At 69.7% G+C, this 18,435-nt stretch carries 17 protein-coding genes, 1 tRNA gene and 1 pseudogene; 7 read left to right on the top strand and 12 right to left on the bottom strand.

The features are described from left to right. Positions 1-3: 3 nt before the first annotated feature. Positions 4-546, bottom strand: coding sequence for a YbjN domain-containing protein (locus tag ACF059_RS19475; RefSeq protein WP_366866226.1), 543 nt, complete (start codon positions 544-546; stop codon positions 4-6). Between the two features lie 214 nt (positions 547-760). Then, entirely contained in the window at positions 761-3,361 is a 2,601-nt protein-coding gene (gene clpB / locus ACF059_RS19480; protein WP_392058628.1) for an ATP-dependent chaperone ClpB, read from the bottom strand. Positions 3,362-3,497: 136 nt separating this feature from the next. Between clpB and ACF059_RS19485 the strand changes: the two genes are divergently transcribed. Further along, complete coding sequence (locus tag ACF059_RS19485) at positions 3,498-3,911, top strand: TIGR03618 family F420-dependent PPOX class oxidoreductase (RefSeq protein ID WP_361949700.1); 414 nt, start codon at positions 3,498-3,500, stop codon at positions 3,909-3,911. A 134-nt stretch (positions 3,912-4,045) separates the two neighbouring features. Here the strand turns inward: ACF059_RS19485 and ACF059_RS19490 are convergent, their stop codons facing one another. Beyond that, a complete protein-coding gene (locus ACF059_RS19490; protein ID WP_051734285.1) occupies positions 4,046-4,327 on the bottom strand; it encodes a (2Fe-2S)-binding protein in 282 nt (93 codons plus the stop codon). A 386-nt stretch (positions 4,328-4,713) separates the two neighbouring features. Here ACF059_RS19490 and ACF059_RS19495 point away from each other — a divergent pair, with 386 nt between their 5' ends. Next, complete coding sequence (locus ACF059_RS19495; RefSeq protein ID WP_360902515.1) at positions 4,714-5,772, top strand: helix-turn-helix transcriptional regulator; 1,059 nt, start codon at positions 4,714-4,716, stop codon at positions 5,770-5,772. A 71-nt stretch (positions 5,773-5,843) separates the two neighbouring features. On the opposite strand, the gene ACF059_RS19500 is transcribed toward ACF059_RS19495, so the two are convergent. From ACF059_RS19500 to dnaK, 4 genes are read right to left on the bottom strand one after another with little or no spacing between them, the layout of a single operon-like run. Then, positions 5,844-6,311 carry a heat shock protein transcriptional repressor HspR gene (locus tag ACF059_RS19500; RefSeq protein WP_360902532.1) on the bottom strand — a complete coding sequence of 156 codons (468 nt, stop codon included), beginning with the start codon at positions 6,309-6,311 and terminating at the stop codon, positions 5,844-5,846. A 2-nt stretch (positions 6,312-6,313) separates the two neighbouring features. Then, the gene (gene dnaJ / locus ACF059_RS19505; RefSeq protein ID WP_366866221.1) at positions 6,314-7,492 is read right to left on the bottom strand and encodes a molecular chaperone DnaJ; all 1,179 of its coding nucleotides are present in this window, start codon (positions 7,490-7,492) and stop codon (positions 6,314-6,316) included. Positions 7,493-7,531: 39 nt separating this feature from the next. After that, on the bottom strand, positions 7,532-8,209 hold the full coding sequence (grpE, locus tag ACF059_RS19510; RefSeq protein WP_360902521.1) for a nucleotide exchange factor GrpE: 678 nt from the start codon (positions 8,207-8,209) through the stop codon (positions 7,532-7,534). Further along, positions 8,209-10,056, bottom strand: coding sequence for a molecular chaperone DnaK (dnaK, locus tag ACF059_RS19515; RefSeq protein WP_361949712.1), 1,848 nt, complete (start codon positions 10,054-10,056; stop codon positions 8,209-8,211). Before dnaK ends, grpE begins: the two co-directional genes overlap by 1 nt. 251 nt (positions 10,057-10,307) lie before the next feature. Here dnaK and ACF059_RS19520 point away from each other — a divergent pair, with 251 nt between their 5' ends. From ACF059_RS19520 to ACF059_RS19530, 3 genes are all read left to right on the top strand, one after another. Then, entirely contained in the window at positions 10,308-10,847 is a 540-nt protein-coding gene (locus ACF059_RS19520) for a sugar transferase (RefSeq protein ID WP_392058633.1), read from the top strand. Between the two features lie 109 nt (positions 10,848-10,956). Beyond that, entirely contained in the window at positions 10,957-13,473 is a 2,517-nt protein-coding gene (locus ACF059_RS19525) for a heterodisulfide reductase-related iron-sulfur binding cluster (RefSeq protein WP_392058636.1), read from the top strand. A gap of 198 nt (positions 13,474-13,671) precedes the next feature. Beyond that, positions 13,672-14,583 carry a Yip1 family protein gene (locus tag ACF059_RS19530; protein WP_392058639.1) on the top strand — a complete coding sequence of 304 codons (912 nt, stop codon included), beginning with the start codon at positions 13,672-13,674 and terminating at the stop codon, positions 14,581-14,583. A gap of 60 nt (positions 14,584-14,643) precedes the next feature. On the opposite strand, the gene ACF059_RS19535 is transcribed toward ACF059_RS19530, so the two are convergent. Together ACF059_RS19535 and dcd are read right to left on the bottom strand one after the other, a co-directional pair. Then, positions 14,644-15,141: a phosphoribosyltransferase gene (locus tag ACF059_RS19535; RefSeq protein WP_366867533.1), complete on the bottom strand. Its 498-nt coding sequence runs from the start codon at positions 15,139-15,141 to the stop codon at positions 14,644-14,646. Continuing rightward, a complete protein-coding gene (dcd, locus tag ACF059_RS19540) occupies positions 15,138-15,725 on the bottom strand; it encodes a dCTP deaminase (protein ID WP_030152916.1) in 588 nt (195 codons plus the stop codon). Before dcd ends, ACF059_RS19535 begins: the two co-directional genes overlap by 4 nt. A 459-nt stretch (positions 15,726-16,184) precedes the next feature. On the opposite strand from dcd, the gene ACF059_RS19545 reads away from it, so the two are divergent. Beyond that, positions 16,185-16,258, top strand: a tRNA-Gly gene (locus tag ACF059_RS19545). Between the two features lie 325 nt (positions 16,259-16,583). Here ACF059_RS19545 and ACF059_RS19550 read toward each other — a convergent pair. Continuing rightward, positions 16,584-17,018 carry an NUDIX domain-containing protein gene (locus ACF059_RS19550; protein WP_392058642.1) on the bottom strand — a complete coding sequence of 145 codons (435 nt, stop codon included), beginning with the start codon at positions 17,016-17,018 and terminating at the stop codon, positions 16,584-16,586. 166 nt (positions 17,019-17,184) lie between these two features. Beyond that, positions 17,185-17,379: pseudogene (locus tag ACF059_RS19555) on the bottom strand (SDR family NAD(P)-dependent oxidoreductase); the annotation flags it as partial. A 173-nt stretch (positions 17,380-17,552) separates the two neighbouring features. Between ACF059_RS19555 and ACF059_RS19560 the strand changes: the two are divergent. Further along, positions 17,553-17,753 (top strand): hypothetical protein, encoded by a 201-nt coding sequence (locus ACF059_RS19560; RefSeq protein ID WP_392058645.1) that lies wholly within the window; start codon positions 17,553-17,555, stop codon positions 17,751-17,753. Between the two features lie 148 nt (positions 17,754-17,901). On the opposite strand, the gene ACF059_RS19565 is transcribed toward ACF059_RS19560, so the two are convergent. Further along, positions 17,902-18,399: a DUF5994 family protein gene (locus tag ACF059_RS19565; RefSeq protein ID WP_392058647.1), complete on the bottom strand. Its 498-nt coding sequence runs from the start codon at positions 18,397-18,399 to the stop codon at positions 17,902-17,904. Positions 18,400-18,435 lie beyond the last annotated feature (36 nt).

Here is an 18,435-nt window from a genome sequence, read left to right on the forward strand (position 1 = left end):
CGGCTAGTTGCCGTCGCCGTTGCCCTCGTCGTCGCCCTCGGTGGAGTCGATCTCCTTCTCCAGGCCGAGCTGCTCCACGAGCCACTTGTCGAACTCGATGGAGGCGCGGACCCAGCTGACCGTGGAGGACACGAAGTGCTCCAGGTTGACGCCGGTGCCGATCAGCATCTGCGCCTCGCCGATCAGGCGGACCGAGCCGTCGTCGTGGGTGTGGCTGTAGACCTTCGGCCACAGGGTGCGGCGGTTCCAGTCGTCGATCGACTCCAGGAGCTGCGGCTTCTCGTCGATCTTGTGCGGGCGGTCGTAGAAGGTCCGCACGGAGAAGACCTGCTGCTCGTCTTCGCCGCGGAACATGAAGTAGGTGCGGAAGTCCTCCCACGGCGCCGCGAGGTCACCCTCGTCGTCGACGACGTACTTGAGCTCCATCTGCTCCAGCAGCTGCTTGACCAGATCCTGGTCGGGGACGACGGGGCCCGCCGGTCCTGTGGCCTGCGGATCGGGCTGCTGCCCTCCGAAGTTCGGAATCGAGGCCGGGTCGATGCTCACCGTGTACTTCCCTTCGTGCGGATACCTTCATCCTCCCCCATCCCGCCCACCCCGTGTCCACCCCGACGGCCGCGATCCGCCACGGGCGGACAGGGGGTGCGCCCGGCAAAGGGGGACATGGGAGCGTTCGAGGCCGCCGGGGCCGCGCCCGCAGGGCGGGCCGCCCCGGCCGGGAGGCCGCCTGACGGCCTCGGCTCCCGGCCGGGCGCCCGCGTTACGGGGCCTTGCCGACCAGGAGGTCCTCGCCGGCCACGTCCACGCGGACGGTGTCCCCGTCCCTGACCTCGCCGGAGAGGATCTCCTTGGCGAGGCGGTCGCCGATCGCCGTCTGGATCAGGCGGCGCAGGGGCCGGGCTCCGTACGCCGGGTCGTTGCCCTTGTCGGCCAGCCAGGCCAGGGCCTCCGGGGTGACGTCCAGGGTCAGGCGCCGGTCGGCCAGCCGCTTGGCGAGGCGGCCGATCTGGAGCCGGGCGATGCGCGCCAGCTCGTCCTCGCCCAGCGCGGAGAAGACCACGGTGTCGTCCAGCCGGTTGAGGAACTCCGGCTTGAAGCTCGCCCGGACCACCTCCAGCACCTGCCGCTTCTTCTCCTCCGCCGGGGTGGACGGGTTGATCAGGAACTGGCTGCCCAGGTTCGAGGTCAGGACCAGGATGGTGTTGCGGAAGTCCACCGTGCGGCCCTGGCCGTCCGTGAGGCGGCCGTCGTCCAGGACCTGGAGCAGGACGTCGAAGACCTCGGGGTGGGCCTTCTCGACCTCGTCCAGCAGGATGACGGAGTACGGGCGCCTGCGCACCGCCTCGGTCAGCTGGCCGCCCTCCTCGTAGCCGACGTAGCCGGGCGGGGCGCCGACCAGGCGGGCCACGCTGTGCTTCTCGCCGTACTCCGACATGTCGATGCGGACCATGGCCCGCTCGTCGTCGAAGAGGAAGTCGGCGAGGGCCTTGGCCAGCTCCGTCTTGCCCACGCCCGTGGGGCCCAGGAAGAGGAAGGAGCCGGTGGGGCGGTCGGGGTCGGCGATTCCGGCGCGGGTGCGCCGTACGGCGTCGGAGACGGCCCGTACGGCCTCGCTCTGGCCGATCAGACGGCGGCCCAGCTCGTCCTCCATGCGCAGCAGCTTCTGGGTCTCCCCTTCGAGCAGGCGGCCGGCCGGGATGCCGGTCCAGGCGCCCACCACGTCCGCGATGTCGTCGGGGCCGACCTCGTCCTTGACCATGCTGTCCTTGACCGCTCCGGCCTTGGACGCCTCGGCCTCGGCCTCGGTGGCCTCCGCCAGCTCGCGTTCCAGGGCCGGGATCTCCCCGTAGAGCAGCTTGGAGGCGGAGTCGAAGTCGCCGTCGCGCTGGGCGCGCTCCGCCTGCCCGCGCAGGTCGTCGAGGCGCTCCTTGAGCTCGCCGACGCGGTTGAGGGACTGCTTCTCCTTCTCCCAGCGGGCGGTCAGGCCCCGCAGCTCCTCCTCCTTGTCCGCGAGGTCCTTGCGGATCTTGTCGAGGCGTTCGAGCGAGGCCGGGTCGGACTCGTTCTTCAGCGCCAGCTCCTCCATCCGCAGCCGGTCCACCGCGCGCTGGAGCTCGTCGATCTCCAGCGGCGAGGAGTCGATCTCCATGCGGAGACGGGACGCGGCCTCGTCGACGAGGTCGATGGCCTTGTCGGGCAGGAAGCGGGAGGTGATGTACCGGTCGGAGAGGGTCGCCGCGGCGACCAGCGCGCTGTCGTTGATGACGACCTTGTGGTGGGCCTCGTAGCGGCCCTTGAGCCCGCGCAGGATCGCGATGGTGTCCTCGACGCTCGGCTCCGCCACCAGCACCTGCTGGAAGCGGCGCTCCAGCGCCGGGTCCTTCTCGATCCGCTCCCGGTACTCGTCGAGGGTGGTCGCGCCGACCATGCGCAGCTCGCCGCGGGCCAGCATGGGCTTGAGCATGTTGCCCGCGTCCATGGCCGAATCGCCGCCGGCGCCCGCGCCGACGACGGTGTGCAGCTCGTCGATGAAGGTGATGATCTGGCCGTCGCTGGACTTGATCTCGGCGAGGACGGTCTTCAGCCGCTCCTCGAACTCACCGCGGTACTTGGCGCCCGCGACCATGGCGCCGAGGTCCAGGGAGACGAGCCGCTTGTTCTTCAGGGACTCCGGGACGTCGCCCTTGACGATGCGCTGGGCCAGGCCCTCGACGACGGCCGTCTTGCCGACGCCGGGCTCGCCGATGAGCACCGGGTTGTTCTTGGTGCGGCGCGAGAGCACCTGGACGACGCGCCGGATCTCGTGGTCGCGGCCGATGACCGGGTCGAGCTTGCCCTCGCGCGCCGCCGCCGTGAAATCGGTGCCGAACTTCTCCAGGGCCTTGTACTGGCCCTCGGGGTCGGGGGAGGTCACCCGCCGTCCTCCTCGTGCGTTCTCGAATGCGGCCAGCAGCTTCTTCGCCGTCGCGCCCTGGGCGGAAAGGACCTCACCGGCCGGGCCGCCCTTGGCGGCGATGGCGATGAGCAGGTGTTCGGTGGAGAGGTACTCGTCCCCGAGCTTGCCGGCCCGCTCGTCGGCCTCGGCGAGGACGGCGAGCAGCTCCCGGGTGGGCTGCGGGGGCGCGACCGTGGAGCCCGTGACGCTGGGCAGGGCGGCGAGCAGCCGCTCGGCGCCGGCGCGGACGGCGGCCTGGTCGGCGTCGGAGGCCACCAGCAGGTCGATGACGTTCTCGTTGTCCTCGCCCGCGAGCAGGGCCAGCAGCAGGTGGGCGGGGGTCAGGTCGGCGTGGCCGTCCTTGACGGCCCTGCTCGTGGCCGCGTTCAGCGCGTCCCGGCTCTTGTTGGTCAGCTCGGCGTCCACGGCGTTTTCTCCTCTCCAAAGGGTGCGACTTCACTACGACGGAGTCACGACTGAGTCTGACAGAAACAGCGTCTGCAAAGTTGAGTCTATTCCACTCAAGACTGGGGAGGGTACGAGGGAGACGTACGCTTCGGCCATGTCCCATGACGTACTCAACCCGACGCCCGAGTACCTCGCCTTCTGGCAGGAGCGGCACGTCTGCACGCTGACCACCCCGCGCCCGGACGGCACGCCCCACGTGGTGCCGGTGGGCGTGACGTACGACCCGCAGGCCGGCCTGGCCCGGGTGATCAGCAACAAGCACAGCAAGAAGGTCCGCAACATCCTGGCGGCCCAGGCGGCGCAGCCGGGGGGCGCGCGGGTGGCGGTGTGCCAGATGGAGGGGCGCCGCTGGGCGACGCTGGAGGGGCGCGCGGTGATCCGTACGGACGAGGCGTCGGTCGCCGACGCGGTGGCGCGCTACGCGCAGCGCTACGGGCGCACGCCGTCGCCCAATCCGGACCGGGTCGTCATGGAGATCACCCTGGACCGGGCCATGGGGCGCGCGTGAGCCGTTGAGCCTTCATCTTGTCCGGTTCGACACCTGGACGCGGACATCACAACGGCGCCATCGTGGTCAGGTCCACGATGGCGCCGTTGTGTGGGGGTAGCGCCTGAGCGATCTGGGACGACGGGGGAATCGCTTCAGGCACTGCGGGGGGTGGCGGTGGTGATATCGGGTTCGAACAGCTGGTGGTCCCGCTGATCGAGATTGACGAAGACCATTCCGTAGCGCACCTCGCAGCGGACGGGCTGCGGCGCGCCCCGCGGGCGGCGCAGGCACCGGTAGGCACGTACGTCCTCGTCCTCCTCGCGCACGATGACGATCGGTTGGCCGAACAGGGTGACCATCAACGAATCGCCAGGGTGGGGGATGGCCGTGGCGAGATCGATGAACTGCCACCCCGAGCGGTAGGCGGAGGCCATCTCGCGGCGGAAGCCGCGGTCGTCGGGGGTCACGCGGACACCGTCACAGGTGCGTCGGTCCACCCTGTATCGGCACCGCCCAGCTGGCCGCTGGTCCAGCCGGTGTCCGCGTACTTGCCCGCGGGCGCCGTGGTCCAGCCGGTGTCGAACTCGGTGCTCGTCAGGGTCGTGCCCTGACCGCCCCTAGCGCTCCCCGCGTCACTTTCGACGGCGCTGACTGCCCCAAAAACCGCAACGGCGGAGAAACCTATGGCAAGCACCGAGCGAAGCATTCTCTTGAACATGGTCGGCTTCGTCCTCACTTGATGGAATCCTCTCCCCCGCGTGTCAGACGATGGCTCATTCAGGCACGTCAATGCCACAGGGACGATGCATCATGTTCTTGCATGTTCAGGACCCTGGGGGGTGGAGATTTGACGCGAAACGGGACGAAGCCGACACATCCTCACCCCGTCACGTCCATGTGCGGTGAGGGAACACGGCTGTACGCCACTGCGCTGAGCACCGGCCGGATCGCCCGGAGCGAGATCCAGAACGCCCCCTGCCTGCTTGAATTCGCCCTTCTGCAGCCCGACCCGGATGACGCGAACCAGCTCCGCCCGGTTCCCCCGTCCGTCGCTCTGGCTCAACGGCTCCATCCGATTGAACGTGAGATCCAGGACCGCCGACGCAGCGCTGTAGATCTCACCGACACTTTCGAGCCTTTCCTGGCCATCAGCGCACAGAGCCCGGCCAACACCCACGCCATCACGGTGCTGGAGGGCTTCGAGCGGATCAACGCCGCGCTGAACCTCGCGACGGCCGAATGCCACACCGAGGTGCTCACCGTCCAGCCGGGCGGCGCACGGCCCTCCGAGGCCCTCACGCAGGCCCTGGAGCGCGACCAGCCGCTGATCGACCGCGGGGTCAGCATACGGACCCTCTACCAGCACACCGCGCGGCACAGCCAGGGCACGCTCGCCTACGTGGACCGGATCTCCACGGGCAAGGTGGAGATCCGCACGCTCGAAGAACTGATAGAGCGCCTGATCATCTTCGACCGCACGGTGGCCTTCATCCCGGTGAGCGACGACCGGCGGGTCGCCCTGGAACTGCGCCACCCCGGCCTGGTCGACTACCTCATCAAGGTGTTCGAGCAGCTGTGGCACCGCGCCGTGCCCCTCCAGCAGGAAGTCACCTACCGGCGCACCCCCGGCGGGATCTCCGGCGTGCAGCGCAGCATCGCCCAGCTGCTCATCGAGGGCCACGTCGACGAGGCCATCGCCCGCCGCCTCGGCATGAACGTGCGCACCTGCCGCGCCCACATCGCCAAACTGGCCACCACCCTCGGCAGCGGCAGCCGCGCCCAGCTCGGCTACCTCATCGCCCAGTCGGGCATCCTCACCCGGCCCTGCGACCCGGGGCAGCCCTGCGACCCCGAGGACCTGGACCCGGAAGGCCTCTAGAAACGCCTCAGGCCCCGCCCTGGGAGGGGCGGAGCCTGAGGGTGGACACGAACACCGGCGCGCGTCCTGCGTCAGTCCATCGGCCGCTTGGGGCTCGGCCGCCACACGACGAGGGCACTGCCCGGCTGCGGAGGCTGGTACGGGACCAGGTCGCGCCGGTACGAGGCGTGCACCTGGGCCTCGCGGGCCCGCAGCGTGGCCGCCGCACCGTCCACCGCGGCGGAGAGCTCGGCCACGCGCTGCTGGAGCGCGGCGACCTGGTTCTCCAGCTCGATGATCCGCTTGATGCCCGCCAGGTTGATCCCCTCGTCCTGGGACAGCGCCTGCACCGTACGGAGCAGCTCGATGTCACGGGCCGAATAGCGCCGGCCGCGCCCGGCCGTACGGTCCGGGGAGACCAGGCCGAGACGGTCGTACTGGCGGAGGGTCTGCGGGTGCAGGCCCGAGAGCTGGGCGGCCACCGAGATCACGTAGACCGGGGTCTCGTCGGTGAGCTGGTACCCATTCCCCAAGCGGGAGGTTCGTCGGCGGCCGTCCATGCTCATGCTCCCTTCGCGGACTCGAACAGGGCGGAGCGCGGGTCGTGCGACTCCGTCGCCTCTCGGTACATCTCCAGCGCGTCGCGGGCCTTGTCCGACAGCTCGGTCGGGACCTCGACCTCCACCGTGACCAGCAGGTCGCCGCGGGTGCCGTCCTTGCGGACCGCGCCCTTGCCGCGGGCCCGCATGGTGCGGCCGTTGGGCGTGCCCGGGGGCAGCTTCAGCGTCACCGAGGGGCCGTTGAGGGTCGGGACCTTGATGTCGGCGCCCAGCGCCGCCTCCGTGAACGTCACCGGCACGGTCACCGTCAGGTTGTCGTCCTTGCGGCCGAACACCGGGTGGGTGCCGACGTGCACGACGACGTAGAGGTCACCGGCGTGACCGCCGCGCTCGCCCGGCGCGCCCTTGCCGCGCAGCCGGATCCGCTGGCCGTCGGAGACGCCCGCCGGGATCCGGACCTGCATGGTGCGCGAGCTGCGGGCGCGCCCGCTGCCCTTGCAGACCTCGCACGGGTTCTCCGCGATCAGGCCGCGGCCCTTGCAGTCCGCGCACGGGTCGGTCAGCGAGAAGCCGCCGCCGCTGCCCCGCGAGACCTGGCCGGTGCCGACGCAGGTCGGGCACACCCGGGGGGTGCCGTTCTTGTCGCCGGTGCCCGAACAGGCCTTGCAGGGCGCCTGGGAGGACATCCGCAGCGGGACCGTGGCCCCGTCCACCGCCTCCGTGAAGGAGAGGGTGACCTCGGACTCGATGTCCTGCCCGCGGCGCGGCTGGGTGCGGGTGCCCGCACCGGGGCCGGCGCCGCGGTTGAAGAGGCCGCCGAAGACGTCGCCCAGACCGCCGCCGAAACCGCCGGCCTGGCCGCCCGGCTGGCCCCCGAAGAGGTCACCCAGGTCGAAGTTGAACGAGCCGCCGCCCCCGCCCGGCCCCGGGCGGAAGCCGCCGTTGCCGAACAGGGCGCGCGCCTCGTCGTACTCCTTGCGCTTCTTCGCGTCGCCGAGGATGTCGTTCGCCTCGGAGATCTCCTTGAAGCGCTCCTCGGCCGAGGCGTCGCCCTTGTTGGCGTCCGGGTGGAACTCGCGTGCGAGCTTCCGGTACGCCTTCTTGATCTCGGCCTCGGTGGCGTCCTTCGGGACACCGAGGACCTTGTAGTAGTCCTTCTCGACGAAGTCCTTCGTGCTCATCCCCGGTGTCCCTCCTCTCGTGCCTCTACGTGTGGTGCGTCAGCCCTTGTCGGGGGCATCCGCGTCCTCCGACGACGACGGCGCTTCGCCTTCCGCGGCCGCCGGGTCGGAGCCTGCGGACTTGGGGGCCGCGCCCGGCTGGGGCTCGGCCACCGCGACCCGTGCGGGACGGATCGTACGCTCGCCGATTCGGTACCCCGGCTGCAGGATCGCCACGCAGGTCGTCTCGGTGACGTCCGGCGCGTACGAGTGCATCAGCGCCTCGTGGATCGTCGGGTCGAAGGGCTCGCCCTCCTTGCCGAACTGCTGCAGGCCCATCTTGGCGGCGACCGTCTCCAGCGATTCGGCCACCGACTTGAAGCCGCCGACCAGCTCGCCGTGATCCCGCGCCCGGCCGATGTCGTCCAGGGTCGGGAGCAGCTCCGTCAGGAGGGACGCGACCGCGATCTCCTTGACGGTGATCCGGTCCCGCTCCACCCGGCGGCGGTAGTTCTGGTACTCCGCCTGGAGCCGCTGGAGGTCCGCGGTGCGCTCCGAGAGCGCCGTACGGGCCTGGTCCAGCTGCGCCAGCAGGGCCGTGTCCTGTGCGGTGTCCCCGGCCGGGGCCGCCCCCTCCGCCGTGTCGGCGGAGTCGGCGGCCTTCGGCTCGGCGTCGTCCTGAGCGGCGTCGGCGGGGACGTCGGGCTTCTCCTCGAAGCCCGGGGTCTCCTCCGACATCAGGCAGCGCCACCCTTCGGCTTCTCGTCGTCGACGATCTCGGCGTCGACGACGTCGTCGTCGGCCTTGGCCTGGCCCGCGTCACCGGCGCCGCCGGCGGCGCCCTGAGCGGCCTGGGCGTCGGCGTAGATGGCCTGGCCGAGCTTCTGGCTGACCGCGGCGAGCTTCTCGGTCGCGGTGCGGATCTCGGCCGTGTCCTCGCCCTTGAGCGTCTCCTTCAGCTCGGAGACGGCCGCCTCGACCTCGGTCTTGACGTCGGCCGGGACCTTGTCCTCGTTGTCCTTGACGAACTTCTCCGTCTGGTAGACGAGCTGCTCGCCCTGGTTGCGGGACTCGGCGGCCTCCTTGCGGCGCAGGTCCTCCTCCGCGTACTGCTCCGCCTCCTGGCGCATGCGGTCGACCTCGTCCTTGCCGAGCGAGGAGCCGCCGGTGACGGTCATCTTCTGCTCCTTGCCCGTGCCGAGGTCCTTGGCCGTGACGTGCATGATGCCGTTGGCGTCGATGTCGAAGGAGACCTCGATCTGCGGGACGCCCCGCGGGGCCGGCGGCAGGCCCGTCAGCTCGAACATGCCGAGCTTCTTGTTGTACGCCGCGATCTCGCGCTCGCCCTGGTAGACCTGGATCTGCACGGACGGCTGGTTGTCCTCGGCCGTCGTGAAGATCTCCGAGCGCTTGGTCGGGATCGTGGTGTTGCGCTCGATGAGCTTGGTCATGATGCCGCCCTTGGTCTCGATGCCCAGGGACAGCGGGGTCACGTCGAGGAGCAGGACGTCCTTGACCTCACCCTTGAGCACACCGGCCTGGAGGGTGGCGCCGATGGCGACGACCTCGTCCGGGTTGACGCCCTTGTTGGCGTCCTGACCGCCGGTGAGCTCCTTGACGAGCTCGGCGACGGCCGGCATGCGGGTGGAGCCGCCGACCAGGACCACGTGGTCGATCTCGGACAGCTGGATGCCGGCGTCCTTGATGACGTTGTGGAACGGGGTCTTGCAGCGGTCCAGGAGGTCCGCGGTGAGCTGCTGGAACTGCGAGCGCGTGAGCTTCTCGTCCAGGTGCAGCGGGCCCTCGGCGGAAGCCGTGATGTAGGGCAGGTTGATCGAGGTCTCCGTGGAGGAGGACAGCTCGATCTTCGCCTTCTCGGCGGCCTCGCGCAGACGCTGGAGCGCCATCTTGTCCTTGGACAGGTCGACGCCGTGGCCGTTCTGGAACTGCTTCACGAGGTAGTCGACGACGCGCTGGTCCCAGTCGTCGCCACCGAGGTGGTTGTCACCGTTGGTGGCCTTGACCTCGACGACACCGTCGCCGATCTCCAGGAGCGACACGTCGAAGGTGCCGCCACCGAGGTCGAAGACGAGAATGGTCTGGTCGTCCTTGTCGAGACCGTAGGCCAGGGCGGCGGCCGTCGGCTCGTTGACGATGCGCAGGACGTTGAGGCCCGCGATCTCGCCGGCCTCCTTCGTCGCCTGACGCTCGGAGTCGTTGAAGTAGGCCGGGACGGTGATGACCGCGTCCGTGACCTTCTCACCCAGGTAGGCCTCGGCGTCGCGCTTCAGCTTCTGCAGGATGAAGGCGCTCATCTGCTGCGGGTTGAAGTCCTTGCCATCCAGGTTGATCTTCCAGTCAGTGCCCATGTGGCGCTTGACGGAGCGGATGGTCCGGTCCACGTTCGTGACCGCCTGGCGCTTGGCCACCTCGCCGACGAGGACCTCGCCGTTCTTGGCGAAGGCGACGACGGACGGCGTGGTCCTGGCGCCCTCGGCGTTGGTGATGACGGTGGGCTCGCCGCCTTCCAGAACGCTGACGACGGAGTTAGTGGTGCCCAGGTCGATGCCGACCGCACGTGCCATTTCGATTCCTCCAGCTGACTTGAGTGGAACAGACTCAACCATGCCGCATCGCCGCGCCGTCGTCAACAGAGCTGAGTCGAGGGGGCTCAACCTTTAGGCCCCGCTTACGCGCAAGCCAGGGACTCCGCGGGGGCGGGGCGGGCGTTCCGTGCGGCCGCGGGGCACTGCTCCAGAAGCGGCGGGGCGGCCGAACGGGTCACCCCGCCGCGCGGCGCCCCGCCGCCGCCACGCGCATGCGGCAGCGTGCTGGCATGCCCCTCACACTGACCGCCCCGCGGGTCCGGGTCCGGGTCCCCGCCGCCCCGCCGGCGAAGCGGGTGCTCGACGTGCTCGGGGCGGTGATCCTGCTGGTCCTGTGCGCGGCGCCGCTCGCGCTGGCCGCCGGGCTCCTCTACGCGACGCAGCGCGCGCGGCCCCCCGTCGTGAAGGAGCCCGCCGCCGGCCTGGGCGGGCGGCCGTTCCACACCTGGCGGCTGCGCACCGACGGCACGGGCCGGGTCGGGGAGGCGCTGGACCGGTGCGCGCTCGACGCGCTCCCGCAGCTGTTCAACGTGCTCCGCGGGGAGATGTCCCTGGTGGGGCCGCGCCCGGAGCCCCGTACCGACCGCCCCGACCGGCTCCTCGTACGGCCCGGAATGACCGGATTGTGGCAGGTGAGCGCACGTTCGGATCTTCCGTGGGAGGAGATGGCCCTGCTCGACCGTCATTATGTGGAGAACCACTGGCTGGGGATGGACCTGGCGATCCTGGCGCAGACCCCGCGGGCGGCCTACCGTCATAGGCAAGCCTGAGCGACACAGATCACCGCACGCTCGGCTACATTGCGGCGTCGGGAATGGGTAACCTCAGGCCTTGACTATATAAGTTACCGCTTAGTAATGCCGCTCGAGGAGCCCTCCCATGCAACTCGCCGCGATCATCGTGTCGCTGGTCCTGACCGTGGTCGGCGTCGCGCTGCTCGCCCGAGCCGTGGCGCAGATCTACCGCTTCGTGAAGCTCGGCCAGCCCGTGCCGGCCGGCAGCCGCACGGACGACCCGAAGGCCCGAACCCTCACCCTCGTCCGCGAGTTCCTCGGCCACAGCCGCATGAACCGCTGGGGCATCGTCGGCTTCGCGCACTGGTTCGTCGCGATCGGCTTCCTGACCCTGCCGCCGACGCTGGCGCAGGCCTACGGACAGCTCTTCGAGGCCGACTGGGTGCTGCCGGTCGTCGGCGGCTTCCTGCCGTTCGAGCTGTACATCGAGTTCATCGGCCTGATGACGGTCGTCGGCATCGTCGTGCTGATGGTGATCCGCCTGCTCAGCCTGCCCTCGCGGGCCGGCCGCAAGTCGCGCTTCACCGGCTCGAAGGCCTGGCAGGCGTACTTCGTCGAGTACATCATCCTCACCATCGGCCTCGCGATCCTGTGCCTGCGCGGGCTCGAAGGCGCGATCCACCACGTGGACTCGTACGAGCCGGCGTACTTCGTCTCGTACCCGCTGGTCCTGGCCTTCAAGGGGCTCTCGGCGAGCGCGCTGCAGAACGCCATCTACTTCACCGCGATGATCAAGATCGGCACCTCGCTGATCTGGATGATCGTGGTCTCGCTCAACACCAACATGGGTGTGGCCTGGCACCGCTTCCTGGGCTTCCCGAACATCTGGTTCAAGCGCAACGCGGACGGCGCGGTCGCCCTCGGTGCGCTGCAGCCGATGACGAGTGGTGGCAAGGAGATCGACTTCGAGGAGCCGGGTGAGGACGACGTCTTCGGTGTCTCGCAGGTCGAGCAGTTCTCCTGGAAGGGCATCCTGGACTTCTCCACGTGTACGGAGTGCGGTCGCTGCCAGTCGCAGTGCCCGGCCTGGAACACGGGCAAGCCGCTGTCCCCGAAGCTGCTGATCATGTCGCTGCGCGACCACGCGCACGCCAAGGCCCCCTACCTCCTGGCCGGCGGCGGCAAGGACATGGAGGGCAACGAGAAGGCGACGGCCGAGCAGCTCAAGGACGTCCCGGCCTCTGCTCTGGCGGAGGCCGAGCGCCCGCTGATCGGCACCGTCGAGGAGAACGGTGTCATCGACCCGGACGTGCTGTGGTCCTGCACGACCTGCGGTGCGTGCGTGGAGCAGTGCCCGGTCGACATCGAGCACATCGACCACATCGTCGACATGCGCCGCTACCAGGTGATGATCGAGTCCGCGTTTCCCTCCGAGGCGGGCACGATGCTCAAGAACCTGGAGAAGAAGGGCAACCCCTGGGGCCTGGCGAAGAAGCAGCGCGTGGAGTGGACCAAGGAGGTCGACTTCGAGGTCCCGATCATCGGGAAGGACGCGGAGGACCTCTCCGAGTTCGACTACCTGTACTGGGTCGGCTGCGCCGGCGCGCTGGAGGACCGGGCCAAGAAGACCACCAAGGCCTTCGCGGAGCTGCTGAACATCGCGGGCGTCAAGTTCGCGATCATGGGCGGGGACGAGAAGTGCACCGGTGACTCGCCGCGCCGCCTGGGCAACGAGCCGCTGTTCCAGCAGCTGGGCCAGGAGAACGTGGCCATGCTGAACATGGCCTTCGGCGAGGACGACGAGGACCCGGCGACGAGGAAGCCGAAGTCGGCCAAGCGGATCGTCTCGACCTGCCCGCACTGCTTCAACACCATCGCCAACGAGTACCCGCAGCTGGGCGGCGAGTACGAGGTCATCCACCACACCCAGCTGCTCCAGCACCTCATCGACGAGGGCCGCCTGACCCCGGTCACCCCCGTCGACGGCCTGATCACCTACCACGACCCCTGCTACCTGGGCCGGCACAACAAGGTCTACACGCCGCCGCGCGAGATCATGTCGGCCGTGCCGGGGCTGCGCCAGCAGGAGATGCACCGCCACAAGGAACGCGGCTTCTGCTGCGGCGCCGGCGGCGCGCGGATGTGGATGGAGGAGCGGATCGGCAAGCGCATCAACAACGAGCGCGTCGACGAGGCCCTCTCCCTCAACCCCGACATCGTCTCCACCGCCTGCCCGTTCTGCCTCGTCATGCTGACCGACTCGGTCAACGGCAAGAAGAACGAAGGCCAGGCGAAGGAATCCGTGCAGGTCGTGGACGTCGCCCAGCTGCTGCTGGAGTCGGTGAAGGCCCCGGAGCCGACGGAGGCCGAACTGGCGGCCTTGGAGGCGGAGGCGGAGGCCGCTGCGGCGGCTGCTGCGGAGGCTGAGGCGGCTGAGCAGGCTGCGGCGAAGGCGAAGGCCGAGGCGGACGCCAAGGCCAAGGCTGAGGCCGAGGCGAAGGCGAAGGCTGACGCGGACGCCAAGGCTGAGGCGGAGGCAGCCGAGGCGACCGAGGCCGAGGCGGAGGCTGAGCCGGTGGCCGAGGCGCCGGCCGAGCCGGAGGCCGAACCCGCCGCCGAGCGGGCCGCGGAGCCCAAGGCCGAGGACGCCAAGGAGGCGTAACCGCGCCGGAGGCACCCCACACCACAGCGACGGCCGGCCCCCTCACGGGGACCGGCCGTCGCGCTGTGCCGGACGGCCCGACCACCCGCCGTGGCGTCGACACCGCATCCCCTAGGGGATGTCACAGGTCAGCCGCAAAGGCCGCGGGTTCCGGCCGCCCGTCCACAAGGACCCGCCGGACCAGGTACGTTCGATCACGTGGCTGGATTCAGGATCGGACGCGGCCGGGACAACAACCGCCCTCCGCAACAACCCCCGCAGCAGCAGTCGTACGGCCAGCAGCAACCGCCGCCGTACGGCCAGCAGCCCTACCCGCCCGCCGGCGGCCCGCCCCCGCAGCAGCAGTGGCCGCAGCCGGGCGCCGGGGGCCACGGCGAGCCCGAGTACTTCGACCCGTACGGGCACGGACACGCGCAGCAGCCCCCGTACGCCCATGGCGGCGGTGGCACCGGCGCCGGTGGGTACACGAACGACAACCCGGGGCACACGCAGATGTTCGCCGTCGGCGAGGACCCGTACAGCCAGGGCGCGACCTACCAGGCGGGCGCGGCCGCTGCCGCCCCTGCCGGGCCGCGACTGGCGTGGAAGGAGTTGCTCCGCGGCATCGTGATGCGGCCGGGGCAGACATTCCTCCAGATGCGCGACTACGCCGTCTGGGGTCCGGCGCTGATCGTGACCTTCCTCTACGGGCTCCTCGCGGTCTTCGGCCTCGACGACGCCCGCAAGGACGTCATCAACGCGACCCTCGCGAAGGCCGTCCCGATCGTCCTCTCCGCGGGCGTGGCCTTCGTCATCTGCGGCCTGATCCTGGGCGCGGTCACCCACACCCTGGCCCGCCAGCTGGGCGGCGACGGCTCCTGGCAGCCGACGGTCGGCCTGTCGATGCTGATCATGTCGCTCACGGACGCTCCGCGCCTGCTCTTCGCCGTGTTCCTGGGCGGCGACAACGGCGTGGTCCAGGTCCTGGGCTGGGCGACCTGGCTGGCGGCCGGAGCGCTCTTCACGTCGCTGATCAGCCGGTCCCACGACCTGCCGTGGCCGAAGGCCCTGGGCGCGTCGGCGATCCAGCTGATCGCGCTGCTCTCGATCATCAAGCTGGGCACCATCTAGCCCGCACGATCAAAAAGGGCCCGCCGCGCACATGCGCGGCGGGCCCTTTTTCTTCACCCTTTAGGCGTCGAGGACCTGGCCCTCACGCTTCACGACGGGCGGCTGCACCGACCAGGGGAACTCGATCCAGTCGTCCGTGCGCTTCCACACGTACTCGCACTGCACGAGCGAGTGCGACTTCTCGTAGATGACGGCGGAGCGCACCTCGGCGACGTGACCGAGGCAGAAGTCGTGCACCAGCTTGAGCGTCTTGCCGGTGTCGGCGACGTCGTCGGCGATCAGCACCTTTTTGTTGGTGAAGTCGATCGCTTCCGGAACAGGGGCCAACATGACGGGCATCTCGAGAGTGGTGCCGACTCCTGTATAAAATTCAACATTCACGAGGTGAATGTTTTTGCAGTCGAGCGCGTACGCCAGACCGCCCGCGACGAACACACCCCCGCGGGCGATGCTCAGGATGATGTCGGGCTCGTAGCCGTCGTCGGCGATCGTCTGCGCAAGCTCGCGGACGGCGCGCCCGAAGCCCTCGTAGTTCAGGTTCTCGCGTACGTCACTCATGCCTCGTGCCTCACCTGCGTGCGGTGGAAGTTCTGGAAGGAGCGCGAGGCGGTCGGGCCGCGCTGCCCCTGGTACCTGGACCCGTAGCGCTCGCTGCCGTACGGGAACTCGGCGGGCGAGCTGAGGCGGAACATGCACAGCTGCCCGATCTTCATGCCCGGCCAGAGCTTGATCGGCAGCGTGGCGAGGTTCGACAGCTCCAGGGTCACGTGGCCCGAGAATCCGGGGTCGATGAAGCCGGCAGTGGAGTGCGTCACCAGGCCGAGGCGGCCCAGGCTGGACTTCCCCTCCAGTCTGGAGGCGATGTCGTCGGGCAGCGAGACGACCTCGTACGTGGAGGCGAGCACGAACTCACCCGGGTGCAGGATGAAGGCCTCATCCCCCTCCGGCTCGACCATGCGGGTCAGGTCGGGCTGCTCGACCGCGGGGTCGATGTGCGCGTACCGGTGGTTCTCGAAGACCCGGAAGAACCGGTCGAGACGTACATCGATGCTGGAGGGCTGCACCATCGATTCCTCGAACGGGTCGATGCGAACCCGTCCGCTGTCGATCTCGGCCCGGATGTCTTTGTCAGAGAGAAGCACGTCCCGAGGATACGCAGGCGCGCGGGCCACCCCCAATCGAGAGCCACGCCCGCGCGCCCCGCCCTGCCCGCTATCGCTTCACGCCACCCACGGGCACGGCCTGCCGCAACCGCGCACAGCGCGGACACCGCAGCAGCCGCCCGGGCCCGATCCGGCCGGCACCGAGGTGCTGCAGCGGGAAGGAGGCGGTACTGAAAACGTGCCCTTCGGCACAACGGACGACGGTGTGCTCCATCGAGTCCCTTTCCCCAACGAGCCGTACTGCGACGAATCGCCACATTAGGGGATGATCCCCACTCGCTCCAGCCGCCGCTCCGCACCCCCACGGTACGCCCCAACTCCCGCACCCACACGTCCCGGTGTAGGCCACACACGACAACGACCCCGCGGCAGATTCACCGGGGGTCGATCATGAGGTAGAGTGAGCAACGATACGGATCCAGCACATATGGTCCGTGTGCGGATGTAGTTTAATGGTAGAACATGAGCTTCCCAAGCTTATAGCGCGGGTTCGATTCCCGTCATCCGCTCCACGACAAAGCCCCAGGTCAGCGACCTGGGGCTTGTTTGTTGTTTAGACCTATTCGGGCCCGCGTGCCATTTGCATGCCATAACTTCCCTAACAGGGCGTCAGGTTGCTGTCGCGCCCCTTGTGAGGATCACCTCGCCCGAGCAGTCCGCCCGGATGCCGACGGCGCGGGCACGAACATGCACCCGGTCCCCGCCGGGCTGGACCGCCCCGCGCCCCGACGCAGGCGCTCGCCGAACCGACGGCAGCTCGATGGCCGCCGTCATCAGAACGGCGGCCATCTCCCTCCCGGAGCGAGCAGGTGTGCCCCCGGAGCAGGCCCGGCTCGTTCAGTGACTGAGCAGGGCGAGAGTCCCAGCGTTGATGGCGCCCCGCAGGACGTGGGCGATCTCTTCGGGCTTGAGGTCGATGGCGTCGAGCCCTTCCACAGTCAGCGGGATCTCCTCCAGCGCGTACTCGCCTCGGCCCACGGCGCTGAACTCGGGACCGGTCCGGTCCTCGAAGGACCAGGTCGCGATGCGGGCGAGGTAGAAGAGCTGGCGCTGGTCGTCGGACTCCATGGTGTGGAGGAGGCGCACGATGTCGGCCTTCCCTGCGATCTCCTCGTGGATCTCCCGGTGGAGGGCGGCCTCCCGGGACTCGTCGCCGGGCTCGACGCCGCCGCCGGGGAGGACCCAGTACTCGGGGACGTCGGGCTTGGTGCGGCGGATGACCAGCATCGTGTCGTCGGCGGTGACGAGGACGGCGCGGACTCGTTCCTTCATTTCGGTCTGTCTCCTTGCTTGTTGGCATCTCAGTGCAGCAGCCAGCCGCCGTCGACGTGGACGGATTGCCCAGTGATGAACGAGGCGCAGGGGCCCACGAGGAACGCCACATCCCGTGGGGGCCCAGTTCGCGGGCGAGGGAGCGGGTCAGGCCCAGCAGCCCGGCCTTCGCAGTGCTGTACGCGACGAGGTTCGTGCGGCCGGCGCGGGCGTTGACGCTGCCGATGTTCACGATGCGGCCCCAGCGGCGTTCGATCATGCCGGGGGTGACCGCGTGGCAGGTGCGGTAGTGGGCGGTGAGGTTGACGTCTCGGGAGTAGTTCCAGGCGGCCTCGTCGGTGTCCTGCCAGGGGCCTTTCATGCTGAGGCCGACGGGCGGGGTGCAGATCGCGTCTCGCCTTTCGACGCCGGCCGCCGGGGAGGGGCCTCATCCGTGTGCCTCGCTTCGCAGTCGACATGATGCGGGCCGTCGCTATGCGTGTCAGCGTGATCCGAGAGGAATCCGTACCCCCGTCATCAAGAGGAGTCGCCGTCATGGACGGTAGGCAGGACAGGCGTCAGGAGCCGAGCAAGGGCCGCGAGGCGCAGGAGCACCATCGTCCCGGAGACCCTGCGCAGCCCCAGCCGGGCAAGTCGTTCCGTGAGAAGGGACAGAAGCCCGGCCCGAAGGAGACCTCACGCCGCCGTGAGGACGACCTGCTGCGCGAAGAGGACCTGCACGACGAGGGGCTCTGACCGGCGCGCGACTCGCCCACACGCCCAGAGCCCGGCCGGTCCACAGTCACTCCGGCCGGGCTCTGTGGCATCCCGACCGACGCCGGAGGGACCGGGTCGCCCGCCACGGTGGCGCCGCGGTCTCGGCTCGGCCGCTGAGGATTCGCGGTCAGCCTGCCGCGTCGGCGCTGTCCTCAGGTTCCGGTGTGGTGGCGATGAGGATCTGAGCTGCCTGGGTGATGTCGTCGGCGCGGACGGCCCGGGCCATCGCGTCGCGGGCGTCGTCGGCGGTGGTGTCCGGGGGAACCACCAGCAGGGCGAAGTGGTCGTTGTGGCCGCGGGTGACGAGTACGGTGTCGTCGCCGACCGGGTCGGAGTCGAGGTGCACGATCTGGCCGTCGATGACCAGGCGGGTGGGGAGGCCGTTCCAGGCGGACGCGTCCACGCCGACCCGGGTGATGGGCCCGAGGTGCTCGGTCAACGCGCTGATCAGCACGGGCAGCTCGGTCTCGATGTCACGGGTGCGCGGCCACCACGCGCCGTCCAGGCGCCCCTGCCGGGAGCTCGTGGTCTCCAGCCGCAGCAGCGCCGTACCGGGCTTGATCGCCTGGTGGATGGCGTCCGGCAGGAGCATTGGGGGCGTGCGGGGGGTGTCGGAGTCAGCCATGTGGATCCGCCCGTCTACGGGGTACGGCCGCACTGC

The sequence above is a fragment of the Streptomyces sp. NPDC016562 genome (assembly GCF_043076955.1).
In the GTDB taxonomy this organism is placed as follows: domain Bacteria; phylum Actinomycetota; class Actinomycetes; order Streptomycetales; family Streptomycetaceae; genus Streptomyces.

Coding starts and splice junctions, on each gene's coding strand:
- ACF059_RS19485 (WP_361949700.1), top strand. CDS start 3,498: ATGTCCCATGACGTACTCAACCCGACGCCCGAGTACCTCGCCTTCTGG.
- ACF059_RS19490 (WP_051734285.1), bottom strand. CDS start 4,327: ATGGCCTCCGCCTACCGCTCGGGGTGGCAGTTCATCGATCTCGCCACG.
- ACF059_RS19495 (WP_360902515.1), top strand. CDS start 4,714: ATGTTCAGGACCCTGGGGGGTGGAGATTTGACGCGAAACGGGACGAAG.
- ACF059_RS19500 (WP_360902532.1), bottom strand. CDS start 6,311: ATGGACGGCCGCCGACGAACCTCCCGCTTGGGGAATGGGTACCAGCTC.
- dnaJ (WP_366866221.1), bottom strand. CDS start 7,492: ATGAGCACGAAGGACTTCGTCGAGAAGGACTACTACAAGGTCCTCGGT.
- grpE (WP_360902521.1), bottom strand. CDS start 8,209: ATGTCGGAGGAGACCCCGGGCTTCGAGGAGAAGCCCGACGTCCCCGCC.
- dnaK (WP_361949712.1), bottom strand. CDS start 10,056: ATGGCACGTGCGGTCGGCATCGACCTGGGCACCACTAACTCCGTCGTC.
- ACF059_RS19520 (WP_392058633.1), top strand. CDS start 10,308: ATGCCCCTCACACTGACCGCCCCGCGGGTCCGGGTCCGGGTCCCCGCC.
- ACF059_RS19525 (WP_392058636.1), top strand. CDS start 10,957: ATGCAACTCGCCGCGATCATCGTGTCGCTGGTCCTGACCGTGGTCGGC.
- ACF059_RS19535 (WP_366867533.1), bottom strand. CDS start 15,141: ATGAGTGACGTACGCGAGAACCTGAACTACGAGGGCTTCGGGCGCGCC.
- ACF059_RS19550 (WP_392058642.1), bottom strand. CDS start 17,018: ATGAAGGAACGAGTCCGCGCCGTCCTCGTCACCGCCGACGACACGATG.
- ACF059_RS19560 (WP_392058645.1), top strand. CDS start 17,553: ATGGACGGTAGGCAGGACAGGCGTCAGGAGCCGAGCAAGGGCCGCGAG.
- ACF059_RS19565 (WP_392058647.1), bottom strand. CDS start 18,399: ATGGCTGACTCCGACACCCCCCGCACGCCCCCAATGCTCCTGCCGGAC.